14 protein-coding genes are annotated in these 19,308 nt (G+C 35.9%); all 14 read left to right on the top strand.

What is annotated here, in order from left to right:
• Nucleotides 1–236 precede the first annotated feature (236 nt).
• The 14 genes from D7D81_RS15425 (at nt 237) to D7D81_RS15360 (ending at nt 19,293) form a co-directional block, all read left to right on the top strand.
• Nucleotides 237–1,307 carry a TolC family protein gene (locus D7D81_RS15425; protein ID WP_125990940.1) on the top strand — a complete coding sequence of 357 codons (1,071 nt, stop codon included), beginning with the start codon at nt 237–239 and terminating at the stop codon, nt 1,305–1,307.
• Nucleotides 1,285–2,679, top strand: a complete 1,395-nt coding sequence (locus tag D7D81_RS15420; RefSeq protein ID WP_164522289.1) for a TolC family protein — start codon at nt 1,285–1,287, stop codon at nt 2,677–2,679. The genes D7D81_RS15425 and D7D81_RS15420 overlap by 23 nt, the downstream gene beginning before the upstream one ends.
• Nucleotides 2,680–2,681: 2 nt before the next feature.
• Complete coding sequence (locus tag D7D81_RS15415; RefSeq protein WP_125990938.1) at nt 2,682–3,974, top strand: efflux RND transporter periplasmic adaptor subunit; 1,293 nt, start codon at nt 2,682–2,684, stop codon at nt 3,972–3,974.
• Nucleotides 3,974–7,027, top strand: a complete 3,054-nt coding sequence (locus D7D81_RS15410; RefSeq protein WP_125990937.1) for an efflux RND transporter permease subunit — start codon at nt 3,974–3,976, stop codon at nt 7,025–7,027. The genes D7D81_RS15415 and D7D81_RS15410 overlap by 1 nt, the downstream gene beginning before the upstream one ends.
• 35 nt (nt 7,028–7,062) lie before the next feature.
• Entirely contained in the window at nt 7,063–8,094 is a 1,032-nt protein-coding gene (locus D7D81_RS15405) for an efflux RND transporter periplasmic adaptor subunit (protein WP_125990936.1), read from the top strand.
• A gap of 28 nt (nt 8,095–8,122) precedes the next feature.
• Nucleotides 8,123–8,800, top strand: a complete 678-nt coding sequence (locus D7D81_RS15400) for an ABC transporter ATP-binding protein (protein WP_125990935.1) — start codon at nt 8,123–8,125, stop codon at nt 8,798–8,800.
• On the top strand, nt 8,797–10,005 hold the full coding sequence (locus tag D7D81_RS15395; RefSeq protein ID WP_125990934.1) for an ABC transporter permease: 1,209 nt from the start codon (nt 8,797–8,799) through the stop codon (nt 10,003–10,005). Before D7D81_RS15400 ends, D7D81_RS15395 begins: the two co-directional genes overlap by 4 nt.
• A 56-nt stretch (nt 10,006–10,061) precedes the next feature.
• A complete protein-coding gene (locus D7D81_RS15390) occupies nt 10,062–10,733 on the top strand; it encodes a response regulator transcription factor (protein WP_125990933.1) in 672 nt (223 codons plus the stop codon).
• Complete coding sequence (locus D7D81_RS15385; RefSeq protein WP_125990932.1) at nt 10,730–12,202, top strand: sensor histidine kinase; 1,473 nt, start codon at nt 10,730–10,732, stop codon at nt 12,200–12,202. The genes D7D81_RS15390 and D7D81_RS15385 overlap by 4 nt, the downstream gene beginning before the upstream one ends.
• 87 nt (nt 12,203–12,289) lie before the next feature.
• A complete protein-coding gene (gene recQ / locus D7D81_RS15380) occupies nt 12,290–14,407 on the top strand; it encodes a DNA helicase RecQ (protein WP_125990931.1) in 2,118 nt (705 codons plus the stop codon).
• A gap of 123 nt (nt 14,408–14,530) precedes the next feature.
• The gene (gene rpoD / locus D7D81_RS15375; RefSeq protein WP_353622084.1) at nt 14,531–15,466 is read left to right on the top strand and encodes an RNA polymerase sigma factor RpoD; all 936 of its coding nucleotides are present in this window, start codon (nt 14,531–14,533) and stop codon (nt 15,464–15,466) included.
• A 150-nt stretch (nt 15,467–15,616) separates the two neighbouring features.
• Nucleotides 15,617–16,528, top strand: coding sequence for a cation diffusion facilitator family transporter (locus D7D81_RS15370; protein WP_125990930.1), 912 nt, complete (start codon nt 15,617–15,619; stop codon nt 16,526–16,528).
• Nucleotide 16,529: 1 nt separating this feature from the next.
• Complete coding sequence (locus tag D7D81_RS15365) at nt 16,530–17,018, top strand: deoxycytidylate deaminase (protein ID WP_125990929.1); 489 nt, start codon at nt 16,530–16,532, stop codon at nt 17,016–17,018.
• 142 nt (nt 17,019–17,160) lie between these two features.
• Complete coding sequence (locus D7D81_RS15360) at nt 17,161–19,293, top strand: sensor histidine kinase (protein WP_125990928.1); 2,133 nt, start codon at nt 17,161–17,163, stop codon at nt 19,291–19,293.
• Nucleotides 19,294–19,308: the final 15 nt, after the last annotated feature.

Raw genomic sequence — 19,308 nt, 5'->3', positions numbered from 1 at the left:
AAAGTTGTATATAATTTTAGTAAAATAATTAGTGAATATACATAATGGCTAAATTATATAGAAGAGATTTTACAATTATCCATAATTACTTGATAATTACTTGATATTAATATTTTACACTAATTATAACTGGGGGTGTTATTACTTAAGAACTAAATTGTATTGAAGTGTAAATTCAGAATGTCTTTAAGATAAAAGTCATTTTTATTGAAATTGAAGGGGTGTGAAAATAAATTATGAAAGAAATATTTATTTGTCTAATAGCAGTAATTATCACGGCTACTATGTCAGTAATGGCCCGTGGGAATGGGATTGAAAGGATGAATTTACAGAAGGCTGTGGAGATGGTTTTAGTTGAGAATCTGGAACTCAAAACTGCAGAGTATAATTTTCAAAAGGCTAGACTGGAATATAAGAAAGCTATGGCCGATAATTTAACAGAGCAATCTAAATATAATGAATTAGAAGCAGAGTATGATCTTGAGGAAGCCGAAAAAGCATATACAGATACCAGGGATAGTGTCATAGGAACAACTATTCAACAGTATATTGATGTCTGGTTAAATAAATTGAATATTAAGGTGAACGAGAAAACAGTTGCGGCAGAAAAACGTCTTTTGGAACAGTATCAGGCTCAGCATGAAATAGGTGATATAAGTAGTATTGATTTATTAGAACAGAGGAACACCTATAATGATGCCTGTTTTGAATTAGAAAAAATTAAGGATGAATATACTCAAAGCCTAAGACAGTTGAAAATGACTCTGGATTTAGAAGGAGATGAATTTGAAATTGATTCTCTGAAAGAACCTGATGTCTGGGATATTAATGAAGAGACAGCCATTGAAACTGCTCTGGAAAATAGTCTGGAATTACAATTAAGTACAAAAGAAGAACAGTTAGCAGAAATAGATGAAAAACGTGCTAGGATATCTTCTTCAGCACTGGACATTAAGATTAAAGAACTTGCCGCCAGTATTTCCAGTCTGGAGACTGAAAGTATTAAAGACGAGCTTACTATCTCTACTCAGGAGACTTATTATGAGTTTAAACAGGCGGTAAAAAGCATAGACCTGAAGAAAGAAAGGCTTTCTAAAGATAGAGATGAATATGAATTAATTAAGAAACAGTATCAGGCAGGTATTAGCACTAAAACAGACCTTTTACAATATGAAGCCAGTCTTCTGGAGACAGAATATAACTATCAAGAGGCTATTGCTAATTATTATCTTGCTGAGCATAATTTATGTAAGGCACTTGGTCTGGAAACAGGGGTGTTTACAGATGAGATTCTTGAAAATGAATAAAACATATACTTTATTGATCCTAATTATTTTATTATTTAGTATCAATAATATTACTACAGCAGCTCCCCTTGATTTTGAAAAACTTGTTGAGATTGGCCTGGAAAATAATGATAGTATTCAGGATATTCAACAGGATATTGCAGCACTTGAACGTAATATTGAATTAATTAAGGCTGGTCAGGACTGGCAGATTACTATTGATGCTGATTACAGTCGTTCAGAAGATTATCAGGATAAAGAAGATGGTAATGATGGGACTCTAGGCTTAGAGTTTACTAAGGATTATTCCTCTGGTTTTTCTATAGGGCCAACAGTAAGTATCACTAGTGATGATTATAGTCCTGAATATACTGTTGAGCTTTCTCAAAGAATATTTCCCTGGACACCACTTGAATCAGACAAAGAATTGTATAGCCAGGAAAAAGAACTGGAGAAGCTAAAAAAGGAATTAGCAGAAAGCAGGGTCAGTCAACTGACTTCCTGGATGGAGGCTTATCTTAATTTGATACGCTTACAGGCCAAAGAACTGTTATATAAAGAGCAGCTTAAACTAGCTGAAGAGGATCTTAAAGAGGTAATTAAGAAGCGGGATATTGGTGAAGCTGGTCAAATAGAGCTGCTTGAGGCTGAACTGGCTGTAAAAGAAGCAGAATATCAGTTTAAAAATACCAGTAAGGAATTTGAAGAGGGTAAAAAGGATTTTTATCAGGACCTGGGATTAAGTAATGAAGAGGAGCTGCTCTTAGATGAAAATGAAGATTACTTACTTACTCTCATGACTAAGGTTAGTAACTTTGAGATTGATCCCGGTAAAAACACAGAACTTTTACAGCAAGCAGAGGGAATTAGCTATGAACTGCTGGCAAATTCTTTTGAACGGGAGGTCCTGGAAAAGGAATTAGAGTGGTTAAAGAGTGAGAGTAATACTGATATTAATCTGACTGGTGAATATAATACCGCTGATGAAGAGGGATTTACAGTTGGTGTCAACCTATCCTATCTGCTTTATGATGGGGGACAGCGGAAGATTGAGATAGCTGATAAAGAGGCTGAGATAATTGATCTGCTTGATGAATATAAGCGGCTAAAAAGAGAGTTGGCCCTGGAGTTTGAGAAAAAGCAGCATCAAATTGAATTAGATCAAGATAAGTTGAGTCAAAATGAATTAACATATGAAAAGCGTATTTTAGAAGAAGAAATAGCTAAACTGCAGTTGGCTGAGGGCTTAATTAATCAGATAGCTTATGAAGAAAATAGCTTAAATAGAAAAGATCAGGAAATAGCTCTGGCTGAAGCCCGTGATAATTTATTTATCAGTAAACTTAACTTACTAGCTTTATTTAAAGACGAAAGTTATTTTAGGGGGAATTAATTTTGAATCTAAAGAATGGGTTAACTAAATATATGATTGCTTTTTTATTAATAAGTGGTATGGTTCTTTTCTTGGTAACCTGTAGTCGAGGTGATGGGCAAGAAGTTGAAGGAGTACTCAGTCAAAATGTGGGTAGTGAAAATGATTCTGCCTTAAGTGTTGAGATTGAAGAAGCACAGCTAGGAACATTGTCTACTTATATTAATATTGTTGGTGAGACAAAACCATATAATAAAGTTGATTTAATACCGCGCTTACAGGAAGAGGTGGAAAAGATAAAGGTAGGAGTAGGTGATATTGTAGCTAAAGGTGATATTTTACTGGAATTAAATAGTGATGATATGGAGATTGAAGTGGAACAGGCTAGGGCTTCACTGGCAGCAGCAGAGGCCAATCTCCAGGAGGCCTTAAATGGAACCAGGCAAGAGGAGATTATCCAGCTTAAGGCTGATTTAAGTAAAGCCAAATCAGATTTAGAGGTGGCTAAAAATAATTATGAGCGTTATCAGGGCTTATATGAAGAGGGATTTATCTCAAAAAAGTCTTTTGAGCAATATTTAAATGAGTTTATTGCCGCCAAGAGTAGTTATCAATCAGTCCAACAGGCCTTAAAGATTGCTGAAACAGGTTCAACTGCAGAAGAGATTAAAAATCTGCAGGCGCAGGTGGATCAGGCGAAAGCCAGCTTGGATTCTGCAGAGCTTAATCTCTCCAGAACTATGGTTAAGGCACCTATTGCTGGTGTAATTTCCAGTTTAGATATTGAAGTTGGCGAGCAAACAACGACTTCTTCTGCTGTGCTAACTATTTCTCAACTTGATAAAATTCGGATCAAGGCCTATGTCAGCCAGAGTACTGTCAACAAATTAAAGACAGGTGATTTAGTAAATATATATCTAGCTGCTATAGATAAAACTTTTGGAGGTAAGATTAAAAGCATTTCACCTGTTGCTGACGAAAGTAAAAAGAGTTTCCCATTGGAAATTGTTGTTGAAAATCCAGAGCAGCTTATTAAAGCAGGTATGTATGCTGAGGTTAAATTGAGATCCAGTCAGGTCGTCGGTGAATTAGTCATACCACAGAGTGCTATTATCGAAGAAGATGGGAATAAATACCTTTACATAGTCAATGATGACAATAGAGCAGAAAGAATTAAGGTAGAGACTGGTCTTTCTTCTGCAGATGAAATAGTGATCTTAAGTGGTCTTACTGAAGGGGAAAGGGTTGTTGTTACAGGGGCAGAATTCCTTAAAGATGGAACCAGTGTAAAAATAGTAGGTCAGGGGGCTAAATAATGAAGATATCCGATTTTTCAGTTAATAGACCGGTTACTATAACCATGATTATACTGGCAGTAATTCTAATCGGGACAATCTCTCTAATGAGATTACCTTTACAACAATTACCGGATATGGATATGCCTTTTTTAATGATTTATACTACTTATAGTGGTGCCAGCCCAGAGGAGATTGAGGAAACAATTACCCGTCCTATTGAAGAAAATATTGCAACTTTAGATGGATTAGACACTTTAAGTTCGACCAGTTATGAGGGCTATTCCCTGGTACGTCTAGAGATGGAATATGGGACAGATATAACGGAGACTAAAAATGACCTGCGGGATATTATTTCCAGGATGTCAGATAGTTTGCCCGATGATGCAGATGACCCCCGGATAATGAGTTTTGACCCTAATTCACAGGCTATTATAACTTTGGCCATCTCGGGAGGGAATCTAGTAGATTTAAAAGATATTGCAGAAGATAAATTCAAACCCTCTCTGGAGAAGATAGTTGGGGTTGCTTCAGTAGATATTTCAGGTGGATTAGAAAGGGAAATCCATATTGATGTCAATCAGGAACAGATCTTAGGCTATGGCTTATCACTTGATGACATTGCTTCCGGTATAGAGGAGGCTACCCCGGATATGACGGTAGGCAGTATTAATGAGGGTGATAAGGAGATTTCCCTAAGGGCCAATGGAGAATTTAATAGTGTTGATGATATCAAGGGACTTAGCATCTTAAGTTCAGAGGGAGAGAAGATCCCTTTAACAGAGCTGGCGGTTGTAAAAGATACTTTTGCTGAACAGGAAAGTTATAGTTTTTTGAATGGAGAGCAGAGTTTAGGGCTTTCAATTAGAAAACAGGGTGATGCTAACACTGTTAAAGTTGCAGAAAAGACTTTGGCAGAGTTGAATAAGCTAGAGAAGAGCCTCTCTGATCTTAATGTTTATATTGTGAGAAATACGGCTGAAAATATTGAAACATCTATTTCCAATGTAGGGCAGAATTTTATGATAGGTGGGATACTGGCGATTATAATCCTTTTTCTCTTTTTAAGGAATGTACAGAGTACGATAGTTATTGCTACTGCCATACCTACCTCAGTAATTGCAACTTTTGCTTTGATGTATTTTGGGGATTTAACCCTTAATATGATGTCTTTAGGTGGACTGGCACTGGGTGTAGGGATGTTGTTGGATAATTCTATTGTGGTTCTGGAAAATATTTATCGACACCGTCTGCTTGGTTCTAATAGAATTAAAGCAGCTAAAGATGGTGCCTCTGAAGTCGTTACAGCGATTATTGCTTCAACACTGACAACAGCGGCTGTTTTTTTGCCAGTAGTTTTTATTCAGGATATGTTAGCACAGATTTTTTCTCCCCTGGCTTTAACAGTAGCTTTTTCTCTCTTTGCTTCCCTATTTGTAGCTTTAACCTTTGTACCAATGCTTTCTTCTAAATTACTACATGTTAAGGAAACAGAAAGGGATAGAGAAAATGGTCAGAGTAAATTTGGCCTGGTTAAAGGTAAGTATCAAAATATTTTACGCTGGTCCCTGGAACACAGATATTTAGTTATGGGCATTATTTTCCTGGGGCTATTTTCCTTTGGGCTTGGTGTAGGTACTGGCTTAATCCCGTTAAAAATGGAGTATATGCCTTCTTCTGATCAGGGAAGTGTCAGTGTTTATATTAACTTACCCGAAAATACCCGGGTAGAGAAGACTGTTAATTTATTAAAAAAAGCAGAGGCCAGCCTTGAAGATATACCAGAAATTGATATTGTCTACAGTTCTGCTGATGATAATAGTGCAACAATAGACCTGGAGTTAGTGGAATTGAGTCAGCGTGACCGGAGTGTAGACCTGGTTGCTGAAGAGGTCAGAAATAGACTCCAAGATATAGCAGGAGCTACTATCAATGTAGCTGCCCAGAACTCTATGATGGGCAGAAGGGGTAAGGGTGGTGGAGATATTGAGGTTAGTATTCACGGTTCTGATCTTAAGACATTATCAAATATCTCTAACCGTATCATGGAATTGATTAAGGCTACCCCTGGAACTAGAAATATGAATATCAGTCTGGAGGATAGTAGAACTGAGATTAAGCTCATCCCCAGGAGGGAGATTGCTAAGGAATTAGGCTTTACAGAATCAGGTATAGCCTCGGCAGTTGACCAGGCAGTTGATGGAAGCACTGTCAGTACTTATACCGAGGATGGTGAAGAGTATGATATTATCCTCAAACTGGAAAAAAGTCAGGTGAATACCATTGATAAACTAAAGGAATTAAAAATAAGTTCTTCCAAGGGAATTACGGTTCCCCTTAGTCAGATAGCAGAGGTTACTAAAGGTACTGGCTATAATGCCATAGAACGTGAAAACCAGGAGAGGATTGCTACAGTTTCGACAGGTATATTTGGTCGGGCCCTGGGGGATGTGCAGGCTGACATAGAGAGTAAAATTAATAGTCTTTCTCTCCCTTCAGGTTATACCATAAGCTATGGTGGTGATGCTGGTAACATGAAAAGCTCTTTCAGCCAGTTGGCTACTGCTATGATCCTGGCGATTATACTGGTCTATATGGTAATGGCTGCACAATTCGAGTCATTAATTTACCCTCTGGTGGTTATGTTTACTGTTCCACTTTCTCTGGTGGGGGCTGTCTTAGGTCTGACTTTAACCGGTATTTCTCTCAGTGTTCAGGGTTTTATAGGTGTTATTATGCTGGTTGGAATAGTAGTTAATAATGCTATTGTGATGATAGATTATATCAATACCCGGCGGGAGAATGAGAGTAGAAAAGAGGCTATCCTGGAAGCAGGGCAGATCAGGATAAGGCCGATTATGATGACTACTTTGACAACTGTTTTAGCAATGGTTCCTATGGCCTTAGGGATAGGAGAGGGTTCAGAACAACAGCAGCCAATGGCAATTGTGGTAATTGCTGGTCTTTTGTTCTCAACTATCTTAACTCTAATAGTAATCCCTGTTTTATATGATATAGTGGATGATATTGTTAATAGTATTAGAAATAGGCTTAAAAAAGCAAGTTCAGCTTAGCTCAAAAAATAAGGGTAGTTTGAGGAGGATTAGAATTGTTTAAAAAACATGGGAAGATGTTTACCTTGTTGATTATAGTTTTAACAATAGTTGGTTTTTTCATTAATAAATATATAAAAGTAGATCCCTCTCATCTTACCCACAGGGATATAAATCTGGCTAGCTTATATGAAGTAAGTCGTGGTAATTTAGAGGAAAACATTTCTGTTAATGGGTATATTAATCCTGTCAATGAGAGAGAGGTTTCATTTCGTTCTCGAAATTCAGAGACACGTGATACAGTAGACTCGATTATAATTAAAGAAGGTGACGTGGTAAAAAGGGGGGATCTTTTAATTGTATTAGATAAAACAAAGGAGAGATTAGAATATTTGCAGGCTGAAAATGAATATACAAGAGCAATGATAAATGGTTCAAAAAATGAAATTAAAGAAGCGGAAATAAATTTAAAGATGGCAGAAGAGGATTTGGAGGCAACTGAATTAAAAAGCCCTATTACTGGTTTAGTAACAAATATTCAGGTTGAAGAGGGTGATAATGTAAGTGGTGGCACAGCTGCTGTAAATATTATTGATAATAGTCGTTATGAAGTAGAGGTAGATATTCCTGAGTCTGATATTTCTAAAATTAAAGTTGGTTTGAAAGCAAAAGTATCTCTAGACGCCCTGCCTGGTCAGCAGTTATTTGGGGAGGTAATATATATTGAACAGGAGGCAGAGGAAGATAGTGGTGTAGTAACAGTCCCTGTTACAGTCTTACTTGAAGAGGGTGATTTTGACCTGAAACCAGGTTATTCTGCTGATGTTGAGATAATAATACAATCTGTCAACGATAAATTTATTATACCTATTACAGCTATTTATAATAAGGAAGGCCAAGCTTATGTTATGAAATATGAAGATAGTAAACTGGAGGAGATTCCGGTTAAAACTGGTATAAGTAATGGTTTAAAGATTGCTGTTGAGTCAGGAATAGAGGTAGGAGATAAGATAATGTTGAATACCTTTCAGTTTGCACAATCACCGGATATAGAATCCAGTAATCAAAGACCGGTGATTCTCCAATGATGGGCCCCATGAGAAGGTGACAATAAATATGTTGTTAGTAAAAAAAATGAGTAAAGTATATCAGAATGGTCAGATAGAGGTCAAGGCCTTAAAAGAGGTGTCTTTTGAGATTAAAAAAGGGGAAATGCTTGCTATTATGGGCCCCTCTGGCTCAGGCAAATCTACTTTGATGCATATTTTGGGATGTCTTGACCAGGGTAGTTCAGGGAAGTACTATCTTGAGGATGAGGATGTTTCCAAGCAGTCAGAAGAAAAACTGGCCGAGATAAGGAATAGATATATAGGCTTTGTCTTTCAGCAGTTTAACTTATTAGGACGGACTACTATTATGCAGAATGTGGAAACACCCTTGATCTATGCCGGGGTAAAGAAAAATAAAAGAAGAATGATTGCCAGGAAAGCACTGGAAAGGGTTGGACTTGGCCACCGACTCAAGCATTTTCCTAATGAAATATCAGGTGGGCAGAGGCAAAGGGTGGCTATTGCCCGGGCTCTGGTTAATAACCCTTCTTTAATTCTGGCTGATGAACCGACTGGGAATCTAGACAGTAAGACTGGCAAGGATATTATGAAAATTTTTCATGAATTAAATGAACAGGGACATACTGTAATTTTAGTAACCCATGAAGAAGAGATAGCCGAGCACGCCCGGAGGATTATCTACCTAATTGATGGTATGATTAAATGGGATGAGGTGATCAGGTGATCCAGGAAACAATTAAGATAGCTATTGCCAGTCTTAATAGTAATAAATTACGTACACTCCTTTCAATGCTAGGTATTATTATTGGTGTGGCTGCCGTTATTGCTGTGGTTTCTATTGCGTCTGGTACTCAGGAACAGGTTGCTTCCCGTATCTCTAACCTGGGGTCTAATTTGATTGATATTAGTCCTGGGATTAGAAGGGGTAGGCCTGGGCGTATTAGCAGTGAGAGTGGTAACATCTTTGACCTTGAACTGGGTCAAGCAATTGTGGATTACTGTCCTTCAGTAAAACAAATTGTACCACAGAACCAGTCAACTGGCCTTTTGATCAAAGGGGGAGATAATTACAGGGCAACCCTTGTTGGAACAGGAATAAATTATCAGGAAATTAATAAATATTACCCTGAACAGGGTATTTTCTTTAATGATTATCATTTAGAAAATGCTGTAAATGTGATAGTATTAGGGTCTGAATTGGTTGAAGAATTATTTGAGGATTCAACCCCCCTGGGAGAAACTATTACCTTTAATTTAAATGATAGTAATTATCTCTTCCAGATAATAGGTGTGATGGAGGAAAAGGATAGGGGTATAACCGGTGATTTAAATGAACAGGCCTATATTCCAGTTACTACACTACTAAAAATAACAAGTAGTAAGACAATTGAAAGTTTTATAGCCCAGGCCTCATCGGCAGATAAAGCGAATGAAGCAGTTGAAGAGATTGAATATCTCTTAAATAATTATCTTGATGAAGATGAGGAATTTAGTATAATGAGTCAGGACCAAATCCTGGAGACTATTAATGAGGTTAATAATAGTATGAAATTAATGCTTAGTGGGATAGCAGCAATCTCATTGTTGGTTGGTGGAATAGGGATTATGAATATAATGCTGGTTTCGGTTACAGAAAGGACCAGAGAGATTGGGATTCGTAAGGCTCTGGGTGCTAAACAGAGGCATATTTTAGGACAATTTCTGGCTGAATCCCTGACCTTAAGTAGTTTTGGGGGTATTTTAGGGATTATCATTGGTTTTCTGGCTGCCTTTAGTATTGCCAGGATTGGCGGCTGGCCCTTTGTTGTATCAATTTTCACAGTGGTTCTGGCCTTCGTTTTTTCCTTGATAGTTGGGGTGTTTTTTGGAATTTATCCAGCTGTTAAGGCCTCCAGACTGGATCCTGTCAAAGCACTTAGTTATGAGTAGTGTTAAAAAAGGTTTTTAGCAGATTTTGTAGAATATTAAGTTCAGAGGTGTTTTATATGAGTTATAATATATATTTATTAGAAGATGAAAACAATTTAAATCAGTTATTAAGCTCTTATTTAGAGAATGAAGGATGGAAGGTTAAGTCTTTTCTCAGGGGTTTAGAGGCTAAAAAGGTAATTTCCGAAAACCCCCATCTCTGGATTCTTGATATTATGCTTCCAGATATTGATGGCTATCAGTTGATAGCTGATATTAAAGAGAAATACCCGACAACACCAGTTATATTTATTTCTGCCAGGGATGCTGACCTGGATAGAATAACTGGTTTGGAAAAGGGGAGTGATGATTATTTAGCAAAACCATTCTCACCTCGTGAGTTGGTTATTAGAACAAGAAAATTATTGGAACGATTTTATGGAAAAACTGTTAATTTTACTATAAATTACTCTAAGTATAATATTGATATAAAAAAAAGAAGTATATTGGATGAGCAGGAGTGTCGAGAAATTTTATTGACTTCCAAAGAATTTGATCTCTTAGAATATTTTATAAACAACTTACAACAGGCCCTTTCACGACAGCAAATCTTACATAATATTTGGGAAAATGATTATTTTGGAACAGAAAGGGTAGTTGATGACTTGATCAGGAGGTTGAGGAAAAAACTTCCAAGGTTAAAAATTAAAACCCTTTATGGTTATGGATATAAGTTGGTGGATAAATGATATTTAGATTTTTTAAAGAAAAAAAACTGGCTACTCAAATCTGGATTATTCTCGGGCTTATTTTGGGTATTTTTTCAGTACTGTTGACTCTGCTTGTACCAACTGTATTAAGGTACTCCTTTACTAAAGAGACCTATGCTAGGCTAGAAGAGCATCAGGAATTTATAATTAAATACCAGAATGAATTTTTTGTTGATCAGGGATTCACCTCAACTTCCAAACCTACGTCACCATTTTCACCACGTGGAGAAGAGAAACCTAAGCAGCTTCCCTTCCCCCATCTTGAAGAAGATGCTAATCACCCTCCTCTTTCTTTCAGAATAATAGAACATTTGTTTCTGGATACAAAAGGAAATATTCAAAAGGAAATTAGCAGAAAGAATGTTTCTTTAGATTTTATAGAAGCACTCAGGGGTAATATTAAAAAACAAAGCTTAAAGAAAAAACACTATCAGACCAAAATTAATCAGGAGATATATTTTTATATTATCTCCAGTGTTGAGTTAGCAGGAAAAGAGGGTTATTTAGTTTCTTACTTAGAAGGTAGGTACCGTGATAATCTGGTTGCAGATGTATTTCTCAAGATTATTCAGGCTATAGGGGTTGTACTGCTTATTAGCTGGATTGCTTCTATCTTTATTGCCAGAAATTTAACAAAGCCTTTGACACAGCTGCAGCAGAAGGTTAAAGTAATTGCTGAAAAAAACTGGAATCATTCTGTTATTTTAGAACGTGGTGATGAAATTGGACAGCTGTCAGAGACGATAGACTGGATGAGAGAACAGCTGGTTGAATATAATAAAAAACAGCAGTCTTTTTTACAGGAGGTTTCTCATGAATTAAAGACACCGGTAATGGTTATTAAGAGTTATGTCCAATCGATTAATGATGGTATCTTTCCTAAAGATAGCCTGGAGAACTCATTAGAAGTTATTGCTGAAGAGACTGTTAGATTAGAAAAGAGGGTTCATTTTCTCCTGGGACATACTAAATATGAGTATCTCTCTAAACATCAAGTGGAAGAGATAGAATTTAACCTGGCAGAATTAATTAGAAAAACGGTAAGTAATTTCAAATGGCGGAGTCTGGATATAGACTGGAAGATAGATTTAGAACCTACTATAATAATTGGGGATAAAGAAAAGCTAAGGATAGCCCTGGAAAACCTTCTTGATAATCAAGTTCGTTATGCTAAATCAGTGATAGCTATTAAATTAGCTAAAAGTGAAGTTTTACCTGGTAAAGATGTTGAGAATAATTTATTGTATACTCTTAAAATATGGAATGACGGCCCTGAGATTGAAGAAGATAATCTGGAAAATATCTTCAAGAAATATAAGAAGGGTTATGAGGGTAGTTTTGGGCTTGGTTTAGCTATTGTAAAACTTATTGTTGAACTTCATAATGGGTCGGTCTGGGTTAATAATGAGGATAATGGTGTGGCTTTTTATATTCAAATAAAGGAATAATTATATTTTTATGAAGGAAAAACTCCCCTTATCTAGAATTAATATTTAACTTGAATTTTAAATATTATTTAATAAGGGGTTTTTGTTTTGTTAGCAAAAGCTAAAGAAATTTTAAGGAAATATTATGGGTATCAAGGTTTCAGGGAAGGTCAGCAGAGGGTTATCAATAGTATTTTAAAGGGAAGTGATACAGTTGCTATTATGCCGACTGGTTCTGGTAAATCAATCTGTTATCAGGTGCCGGCAATGCTTTTTTCCGGGGTCACTATTGTTATTTCACCATTAATATCATTAATGAAGGATCAGGTAGATGCCCTGGATGAGATGGGAATACCAGCTACCTTTCTTAATAGTTCAATTACATATCAGCAGTTAAATGAAAGGTTGGATAGGACTAGACAGGGTGAATATAAATTAATTTACATAGCCCCTGAACGTCTGGAATCACCAAGGTTTTGTCAATTAATGAATTCTCTGGAGGTTTCTTTAATAGCTATTGATGAAGCACACTGTGTTTCTCAATGGGGACATGATTTCCGTCCCAGTTATTTATATATTGCTAAGATGATAAACAACTTAAATAATAGGCCGGTTGTTGCAGCCTTCACAGCCACAGCTACCCCGGAAGTCAGGGATGATATAGCGATACAACTGGCTTTGCTGGATCACGGACTATATATAAGTGGTTTTGATCGGGGGAATTTAACCTTTACTTTACGTAAAGGTATTGATAAAGAGCAGTTTATTTTAAACTATATTAAATCAAATAGCTCTGAGTCCGGTATTATTTATGCTGCTACCCGTAAAGAAGTAGATAGGCTTACAAAAGTTTTATTAAATGCCGGTTACCGTGCAGGACGTTATCATGCTGGTTTAACTGATTTGGAGAGGCATGAAACACAGGAAGCCTTTTTATTTGATGAGATTAATATTGTTGTAGCTACCAATGCCTTTGGCATGGGGATTGATAAATCAAATGTTCATTTTGTAATACATTATAATATGCCGAAAAATATAGAATCATATTATCAGGAAGCAGGTAGGGCAGGTAGAGATGGTGAACCCAGTGAATGTATTTTATTATATTCTTCTGGAGACAGTCATATTCAGAGATTTCTAATTGAGCAAAATGAAGTTTCCCCTGCTAGAGAACAGAAACAGCTGGAGAAACTACAGAAGATGATTGACTACTGTCATACCTCACAATGTCTGCGTGCTTATATTCTAAATTATTTTGGAGATAAAAATGTTGCTAAAAGTTGTGCCAACTGTAGTAACTGTAATGATGATAGAGAATTAGTAGATATAAGCAAAGAGGCACAGAAAATACTATCCTGTGTATATCGTCTAGAACAAAGTTGGGGGATTACTACTGTTGCTCAGGTCTTGGCTGGTTCCAGGAGTAAAAAAATATTGCAAAATAATTTTGATAAACTGTCAACCTATGATATCATGCCTTCTTATACAATTAAAGAGATTAAGGATATGATTAATATGCTGGCCGCGGATAATTATTTAAAGATAACTGAAGGTAAATACCCTGTAGTCCAATTAAATGAACGTTCCTATCGGGTATTAAAGGGTAATGAAAGTGTTGAACAGAGGGTAGAAAAGAAAGCACATAAGATTAGTCTTGATGACCCTCTCTTTGAGATTTTAAAAGAGTTGCGCAGGGAAATTGCTAAAGAAGAGGGTATTCCACCATATATAATTTTTCATGACAGTACTCTAAGGGAGATGAGCCGCTATTACCCTGTTAAAAAAGGAGTTATGCTTAAGATAACAGGTGTTGGGGAGCTTAAGTTTGCTAAATATGGTGAGCGTTTTATGGAGGCTATCAGGATGTATGTAACAGAAAATGGTCTGGAAGATCAGGTGAACAGGGTAAAAGTTAAACAATCGTCCAGCACCAGAAATAGTCATTTGCTGAGCTATAAATTATTTAAAGCAGGTAAGGGGATTAAAGATATTGCTGAAGAACGTGAATTATCTACTAATACGATTGAAAACCATATTTTTAGGTGTTATAAGGAAGGTTTAGACATTGATATAGACTTTTTAATCCCGGATGAATATGAGGATAAGATAACTGCTGCTGTTGAAGAACAGGGTAGTGATAGACTTAAACCAATCAAAGAGGTTTTACCTGATGAAGTAAGTTATACTGCTATTAAAGCAGTTCTTTGTAAGCAAACAAGGGAATAATTCTTATAAAAAAATATCAAATTTGCAGGATTTTTGTTGTCTATCTTTAACTATTAATAAATAGATTTGAAATTAGAGAGAAAGTCTTTAGATAAATAATTATTTATAAAGGGAGGACTATTTTTGTCTGACGAAAAGGAAAATATAAAGAAAGCAGAAGAAGTAGTTAATAAAGGTAATGGTGAAGACAATGAAAAAGATAATAGTATTGATTATGTACCAGAGGGTAAAGGTATGGCAGACCATGTTCGAATGTATTTAAAGGGGATTGGAAAAGTAGATCTGTTGAGTGCTGAAGAGGAAGTAGAGCTTGCCCAAAGGATAGAACAGGGTGATGAGCAGGCTAAACAGCGGCTGGTTGAAGCCAATTTACGCCTGGTTGTGAGTATAGCTAAAAAATACCTCGGCAGGGGTATGCAGTTCCTTGATTTAATCCAGGAGGGTAATATGGGATTAATGAAAGCTGTGGAAAAGTTTGATTATACCAAGGGTTATAAATTTAGTACATATGCTACCTGGTGGATACGTCAAGCAATAACCCGTTCTATTGCTGATCAGGGTAGAACAATCAGGGTACCTGTCCATATGGTAGAGAAGATTAATAAATTAATAAGGGTTTCCAGGAGATTATTTCAGGAAAAGGGTAGGGAAGCAACACCAGAAGAGATAGGTAAGGAGTTAGATCTTTCACCTGATAAGGTAAGAGAGATACAAAAAATTTCCAAGGAAGCTATTTCATTGGAAACACCAATTGGTGAGGAAGAAGATAGTAATCTTGGTGATTTTATAAAAGATGAAGAAGCTGTTGAGCCAGATATAAGTGCTTCAAATACCTTATTAAAAGAACAATTAAATGATGTATTAGATACCCTGTCACATAGGGAAAAAAGAATACTGGAGCTGCGTTTTGGTATTGCAGATGCAAGGGATAGAACCCTGGAAGAAGTAGGTAGAGAGTTTGGAGTTACCAGGGAAAGGATTAGACAGATTGAGGCCAAAGCCCTGCGCAAATTAAGACATCCTACCAGGAGTCGCAAACTAAAGGATTATGTTGAGTAAAAACAAGATACTATTTTCCGATATTTATTTCCTGACTGTTCACTGGTCAGGGCTTTTTAATTTGTTTTTTGTGGGTTTTATGACAAGAATATAATTAAATGCATATAATAAAAGGGTGTTCGAATATTTACTTCGGGAGTGGATATGATCATGTTAGCTGAGAAGGATAGATATAGTGCTGGTAGAAAGGCCAGTTTTATTAGTTTGTTGATTAATATTTTATTATCTACAATTAAAATATCTGCTGGTTTTGCCTTTGCTAGTAAGGCTCTAATAGCTGATGGTTTACACTCAGTATCTGATATGGCCTCAACCATAGTTATTCTGATTAGTATCAAGGTTTCTCAGTCACCTGCTGATAAAAGACATCCTTATGGGCATGGGAAGGCTGAACAGATTGGTACTACTATACTGGGGTTTATCTTGTTATTTACCGGGTTAATGTTAATTGAAGATACAGTAGTGAATATTTTTTCTGGTAAAATAGCTATTCCTGGTGAAATAACCCTCTGGGTTGCAGTACTTTCAATTTTTACTAAAGAAGGTCTTTATCAGTATACAGTTAAAATAGGTAAAAAAATAAATAGTAAAGGGCTTATTGCTGATGCCCATCATCACCGTTCAGATGCCCTATCATCTATTGCAGCTCTAATTGGTATCACAGGGGCAAGACTGGGATATCCCATCTTTGACCCACTGGCAGGTTTGTTAGTTGCTGTCTTTATTGTCAAAATAGGTATTGGAATCTTAAATGAATCAATCAATGAACTTATGGACGGTACACCTGACCAGGAAAAAATTGCTGAATATAGAGAGATTGCACGAACTGTTCAGGGTGTTAAAGGGGTAGGCCAGATAAAACTCCGGTCTTATGGCTCTAAAGTGATTATTGACCTTGATGTTGCAGTAGAACAGGAGTTATCGGTTATTGAGGGACATCGAGTAGCAACTGATGTAAGTGATAAACTCAGAGAGATGGATGCCAATGTTAAAGATGTTCTGGTACATGTAGATCCCTGGCAGGACAAGGAAAAGCAATTAAATATTAGTAAAGGTGAGTAATGTGGAGAGAATTGACAAAAAGAATTATTATCTGGATATTGCAGAAGCAGTACTGGAACGGAGTACCTGTTTAAGAAGGAGGTATGGTGCAGTAATTGTTAATAATGATGAGATAATTAGTACCGGGTATAATGGTTCTCCCAGGGGGTGTACTAATTGTAATGAAAAGGGCAGTTGTATTAGGGAAGAATTAAATATCCCCCGGGGTACCAAATACGAGCTATGTGCCAGTGTCCATGCTGAACAGAATGCACTTTTATCAGCCAGTAGAAGAGAAACTCTTGGGGCTGATTTGTATTTGGTTGGAAAGAGTGTTAAGGATAATAATCTCATTGAAAATTCAGAGCCGTGTAGTTTATGTAAGAAGCTAATTATCAATAGTGGTATAGTAAATGTATATATCAGGAACAGTAGAAAAAACTATGCTGTAATTTCTGTGCAGAGTTGGATTGATAATGAAGAACTTATCTTAGGAATCAGGGGATATTAAACTAGACAACGAAACATATTATTAGAAAATTTAAAAACAAACAGCGACTTTTATTTCTTTAATATTTACAAGATAGTTCAAATGAGATATAATAAACTACATAATACGACATTTTTCGAACTAAGACTATTGGTGATTAATTATGCGCAAAAACATAGTGAGAAATATGGTAATAATACTTATAAGTATTATAGTTTTGATGCTGGTTTATTTTTCTAATTCTTTTGAATATACAGATAAACCTGAAGCGGTCAACGGTAGACTAGATTTAAGAGGTTGGGATTGGGAAGAACAGGGTATTCTATCTTTGAATGGCCAATGGGAATTTTACTGGCAGGTCTTTTACAGGCCTAGTGATTTTATAGGGAGTAACGTAATAAAAAATAGAAGATTGATTACACTTCCCAGAGCCTGGAATAATTATCAAATTAATAAACAGAGGCTGTCAGGTGATGGTTATGCTACTTACAGATTAGTAATTGATTATGATGGTGATCAGGTGCTAGGAATTAAAATTCCGCGGATCTTTACCTCCTATAAGCTCTGGATTAATGGTGAAGTAATTGCTTCGGCTGGTAAGGTAGCATTAAATAAACAACAAATGGTTCCTCAATATTTACCTCAAGTGAAATATTTTAAACCGGAAACAGATAGTATTGAGCTGCTTATTCAGGCAGCTAATTTTAAACATCGTAGTGGAGGGATTCTGGAAAGTCTTCAGATAGGGTCTGCATCACAAATCAGTAAATTACATAGTAAGAACTTAGCGTTTGAACTTTTTTTATTTGGTAGTTTATTTATTATTGGATTTTATCATCTTGCACTTTTTATATTTAGGACAAAAGATAGGTCTACCCTTTGTTTTGGGATATATTCATTATTAATTAGTTTTAGAACCCTACTGGTTGGGGAAATATATTTTATTAAAATTTTTCCTAAATTCAACTGGGAATTAGCCCATAATATACAAACCCTATCGTATTACTTAGGGGTACCCTTAGTATTATTATTTTTAGAAAACATTTATCCTGATGATGTGTCCAGAAAAATAAACAAATTTATCCAGATGTTTGCAGCGGTTTTTGTTCTGTTGGTATTACTAACACCAGTCAGGGTATTTACCTTTTTTAATCCTATTTATCAAGTTTTTTCAATTATTGTATTTTTATATGTCCTTTATTTTGTAGCCATTATCTGTTATCGAAGTAGGGAAGGTGCTTATTTTATAGGGGTTGGTGTAATAATTCTTATTTTATGTACCCTTAATGATATTATTTTTTTGAGTATTATTCTGGCAGATAACGGTAAGCACTTTTTGAGAAACTTTGTTAGTAGGGGTAATTTATCTTCCTGGGGTTTATTAATATTTGTATTTGCTCAATCATTGGTCCTGGCCAGGAAATTTTCTGAAAGTTTTTCCAGGGTAGAATTGTTAAAAGATAAACTTCAAATAATAAATGCTAATCTGGAAGAAAAGGTTGAAGAAAGGACTCTTGCTTTACAGAAATCAAAAGAGGAGTTAAATAGGTCTTATCTAGCTGTTTCCAGGTCAGAAAAATCTCTACAGGATTTAATACAAAATATATCACACGACTTTCGAACACCTTTATCTGCAATTAAGGGGTATGCAAATACTATACTAGATGGGATAATAAAAAAACCTGCTCTACAAGAAAAATATTTAAGACGGATTATTGATAAGATAAATTATTTAAATCATATGGTACAGGAATTATTTGATTTATCTCAACTACAGGCCCGACAATCAAAACTAACATTAAGCAGGATTCCTGTCATTTCATTGATAGAAAACCTGGCTGAAAAGTACAATTTTGATATGAAAGATAAGGATATAGTTTTTGTCTTTCATTACCCATCTGAATGTCAAAATGATACTGGCTTAGAATTTTTGCATGTAATGGTAGATATTGGAAAATTAGAACGGGTTTTTATAAATCTATTAAATAATGCGCTTAAATATACAACTGAAGGTAGTAATATTGATCTTTATTTTAATATTAGTAGTGATAGAAGAAAACTTCTGGTAGAGGTTTCAGATACAGGTATTGGTATTCCACAGGTTGATTTGCCGTATATTTTCGAACGATTCTACCGGGTATCAAAGGCAAGAGGATCGTCCAATAGTAGTGGCTTAGGCCTTGCTATTGTCAAGGAAATTGTTGAATATCATGATGGGGAGATATGGGTTGAAAGTGAGCTTGATAAGGGAAGCAGTTTTTTCTTTACACTCCCTATTTATAAAACTAAGGAATAAATATTGCTTATATAC

It is taken from the genome of Halocella sp. SP3-1, assembly GCF_003953885.1.
Taxonomy (GTDB): Bacteria; Bacillota; Halanaerobiia; order Halanaerobiales; family DTU029; genus Iocasia; species Iocasia fonsfrigidae.
Note: the sequence above shows the minus strand (reverse complement) of the source record. Positions and strands in the feature narration are given on the sequence as shown.

Excerpts from the sequence above, each read along its gene's own strand:
- D7D81_RS15400 (WP_125990935.1), top strand. The coding sequence starts at position 8,123 with ATGTTGTTAGTAAAAAAAATGAGTAAAGTATATCAGAATGGTCAGATA.
- D7D81_RS15360 (WP_125990928.1), top strand. The coding sequence starts at position 17,161 with ATGCGCAAAAACATAGTGAGAAATATGGTAATAATACTTATAAGTATT.
- D7D81_RS15410 (WP_125990937.1), top strand. The coding sequence starts at position 3,974 with ATGAAGATATCCGATTTTTCAGTTAATAGACCGGTTACTATAACCATG.
- D7D81_RS15370 (WP_125990930.1), top strand. The coding sequence starts at position 15,617 with ATGTTAGCTGAGAAGGATAGATATAGTGCTGGTAGAAAGGCCAGTTTT.
- D7D81_RS15425 (WP_125990940.1), top strand. The coding sequence starts at position 237 with ATGAAAGAAATATTTATTTGTCTAATAGCAGTAATTATCACGGCTACT.
- D7D81_RS15385 (WP_125990932.1), top strand. The coding sequence starts at position 10,730 with ATGATATTTAGATTTTTTAAAGAAAAAAAACTGGCTACTCAAATCTGG.
- D7D81_RS15420 (WP_164522289.1), top strand. The coding sequence starts at position 1,285 with ATGAGATTCTTGAAAATGAATAAAACATATACTTTATTGATCCTAATT.
- D7D81_RS15390 (WP_125990933.1), top strand. The coding sequence starts at position 10,062 with ATGAGTTATAATATATATTTATTAGAAGATGAAAACAATTTAAATCAG.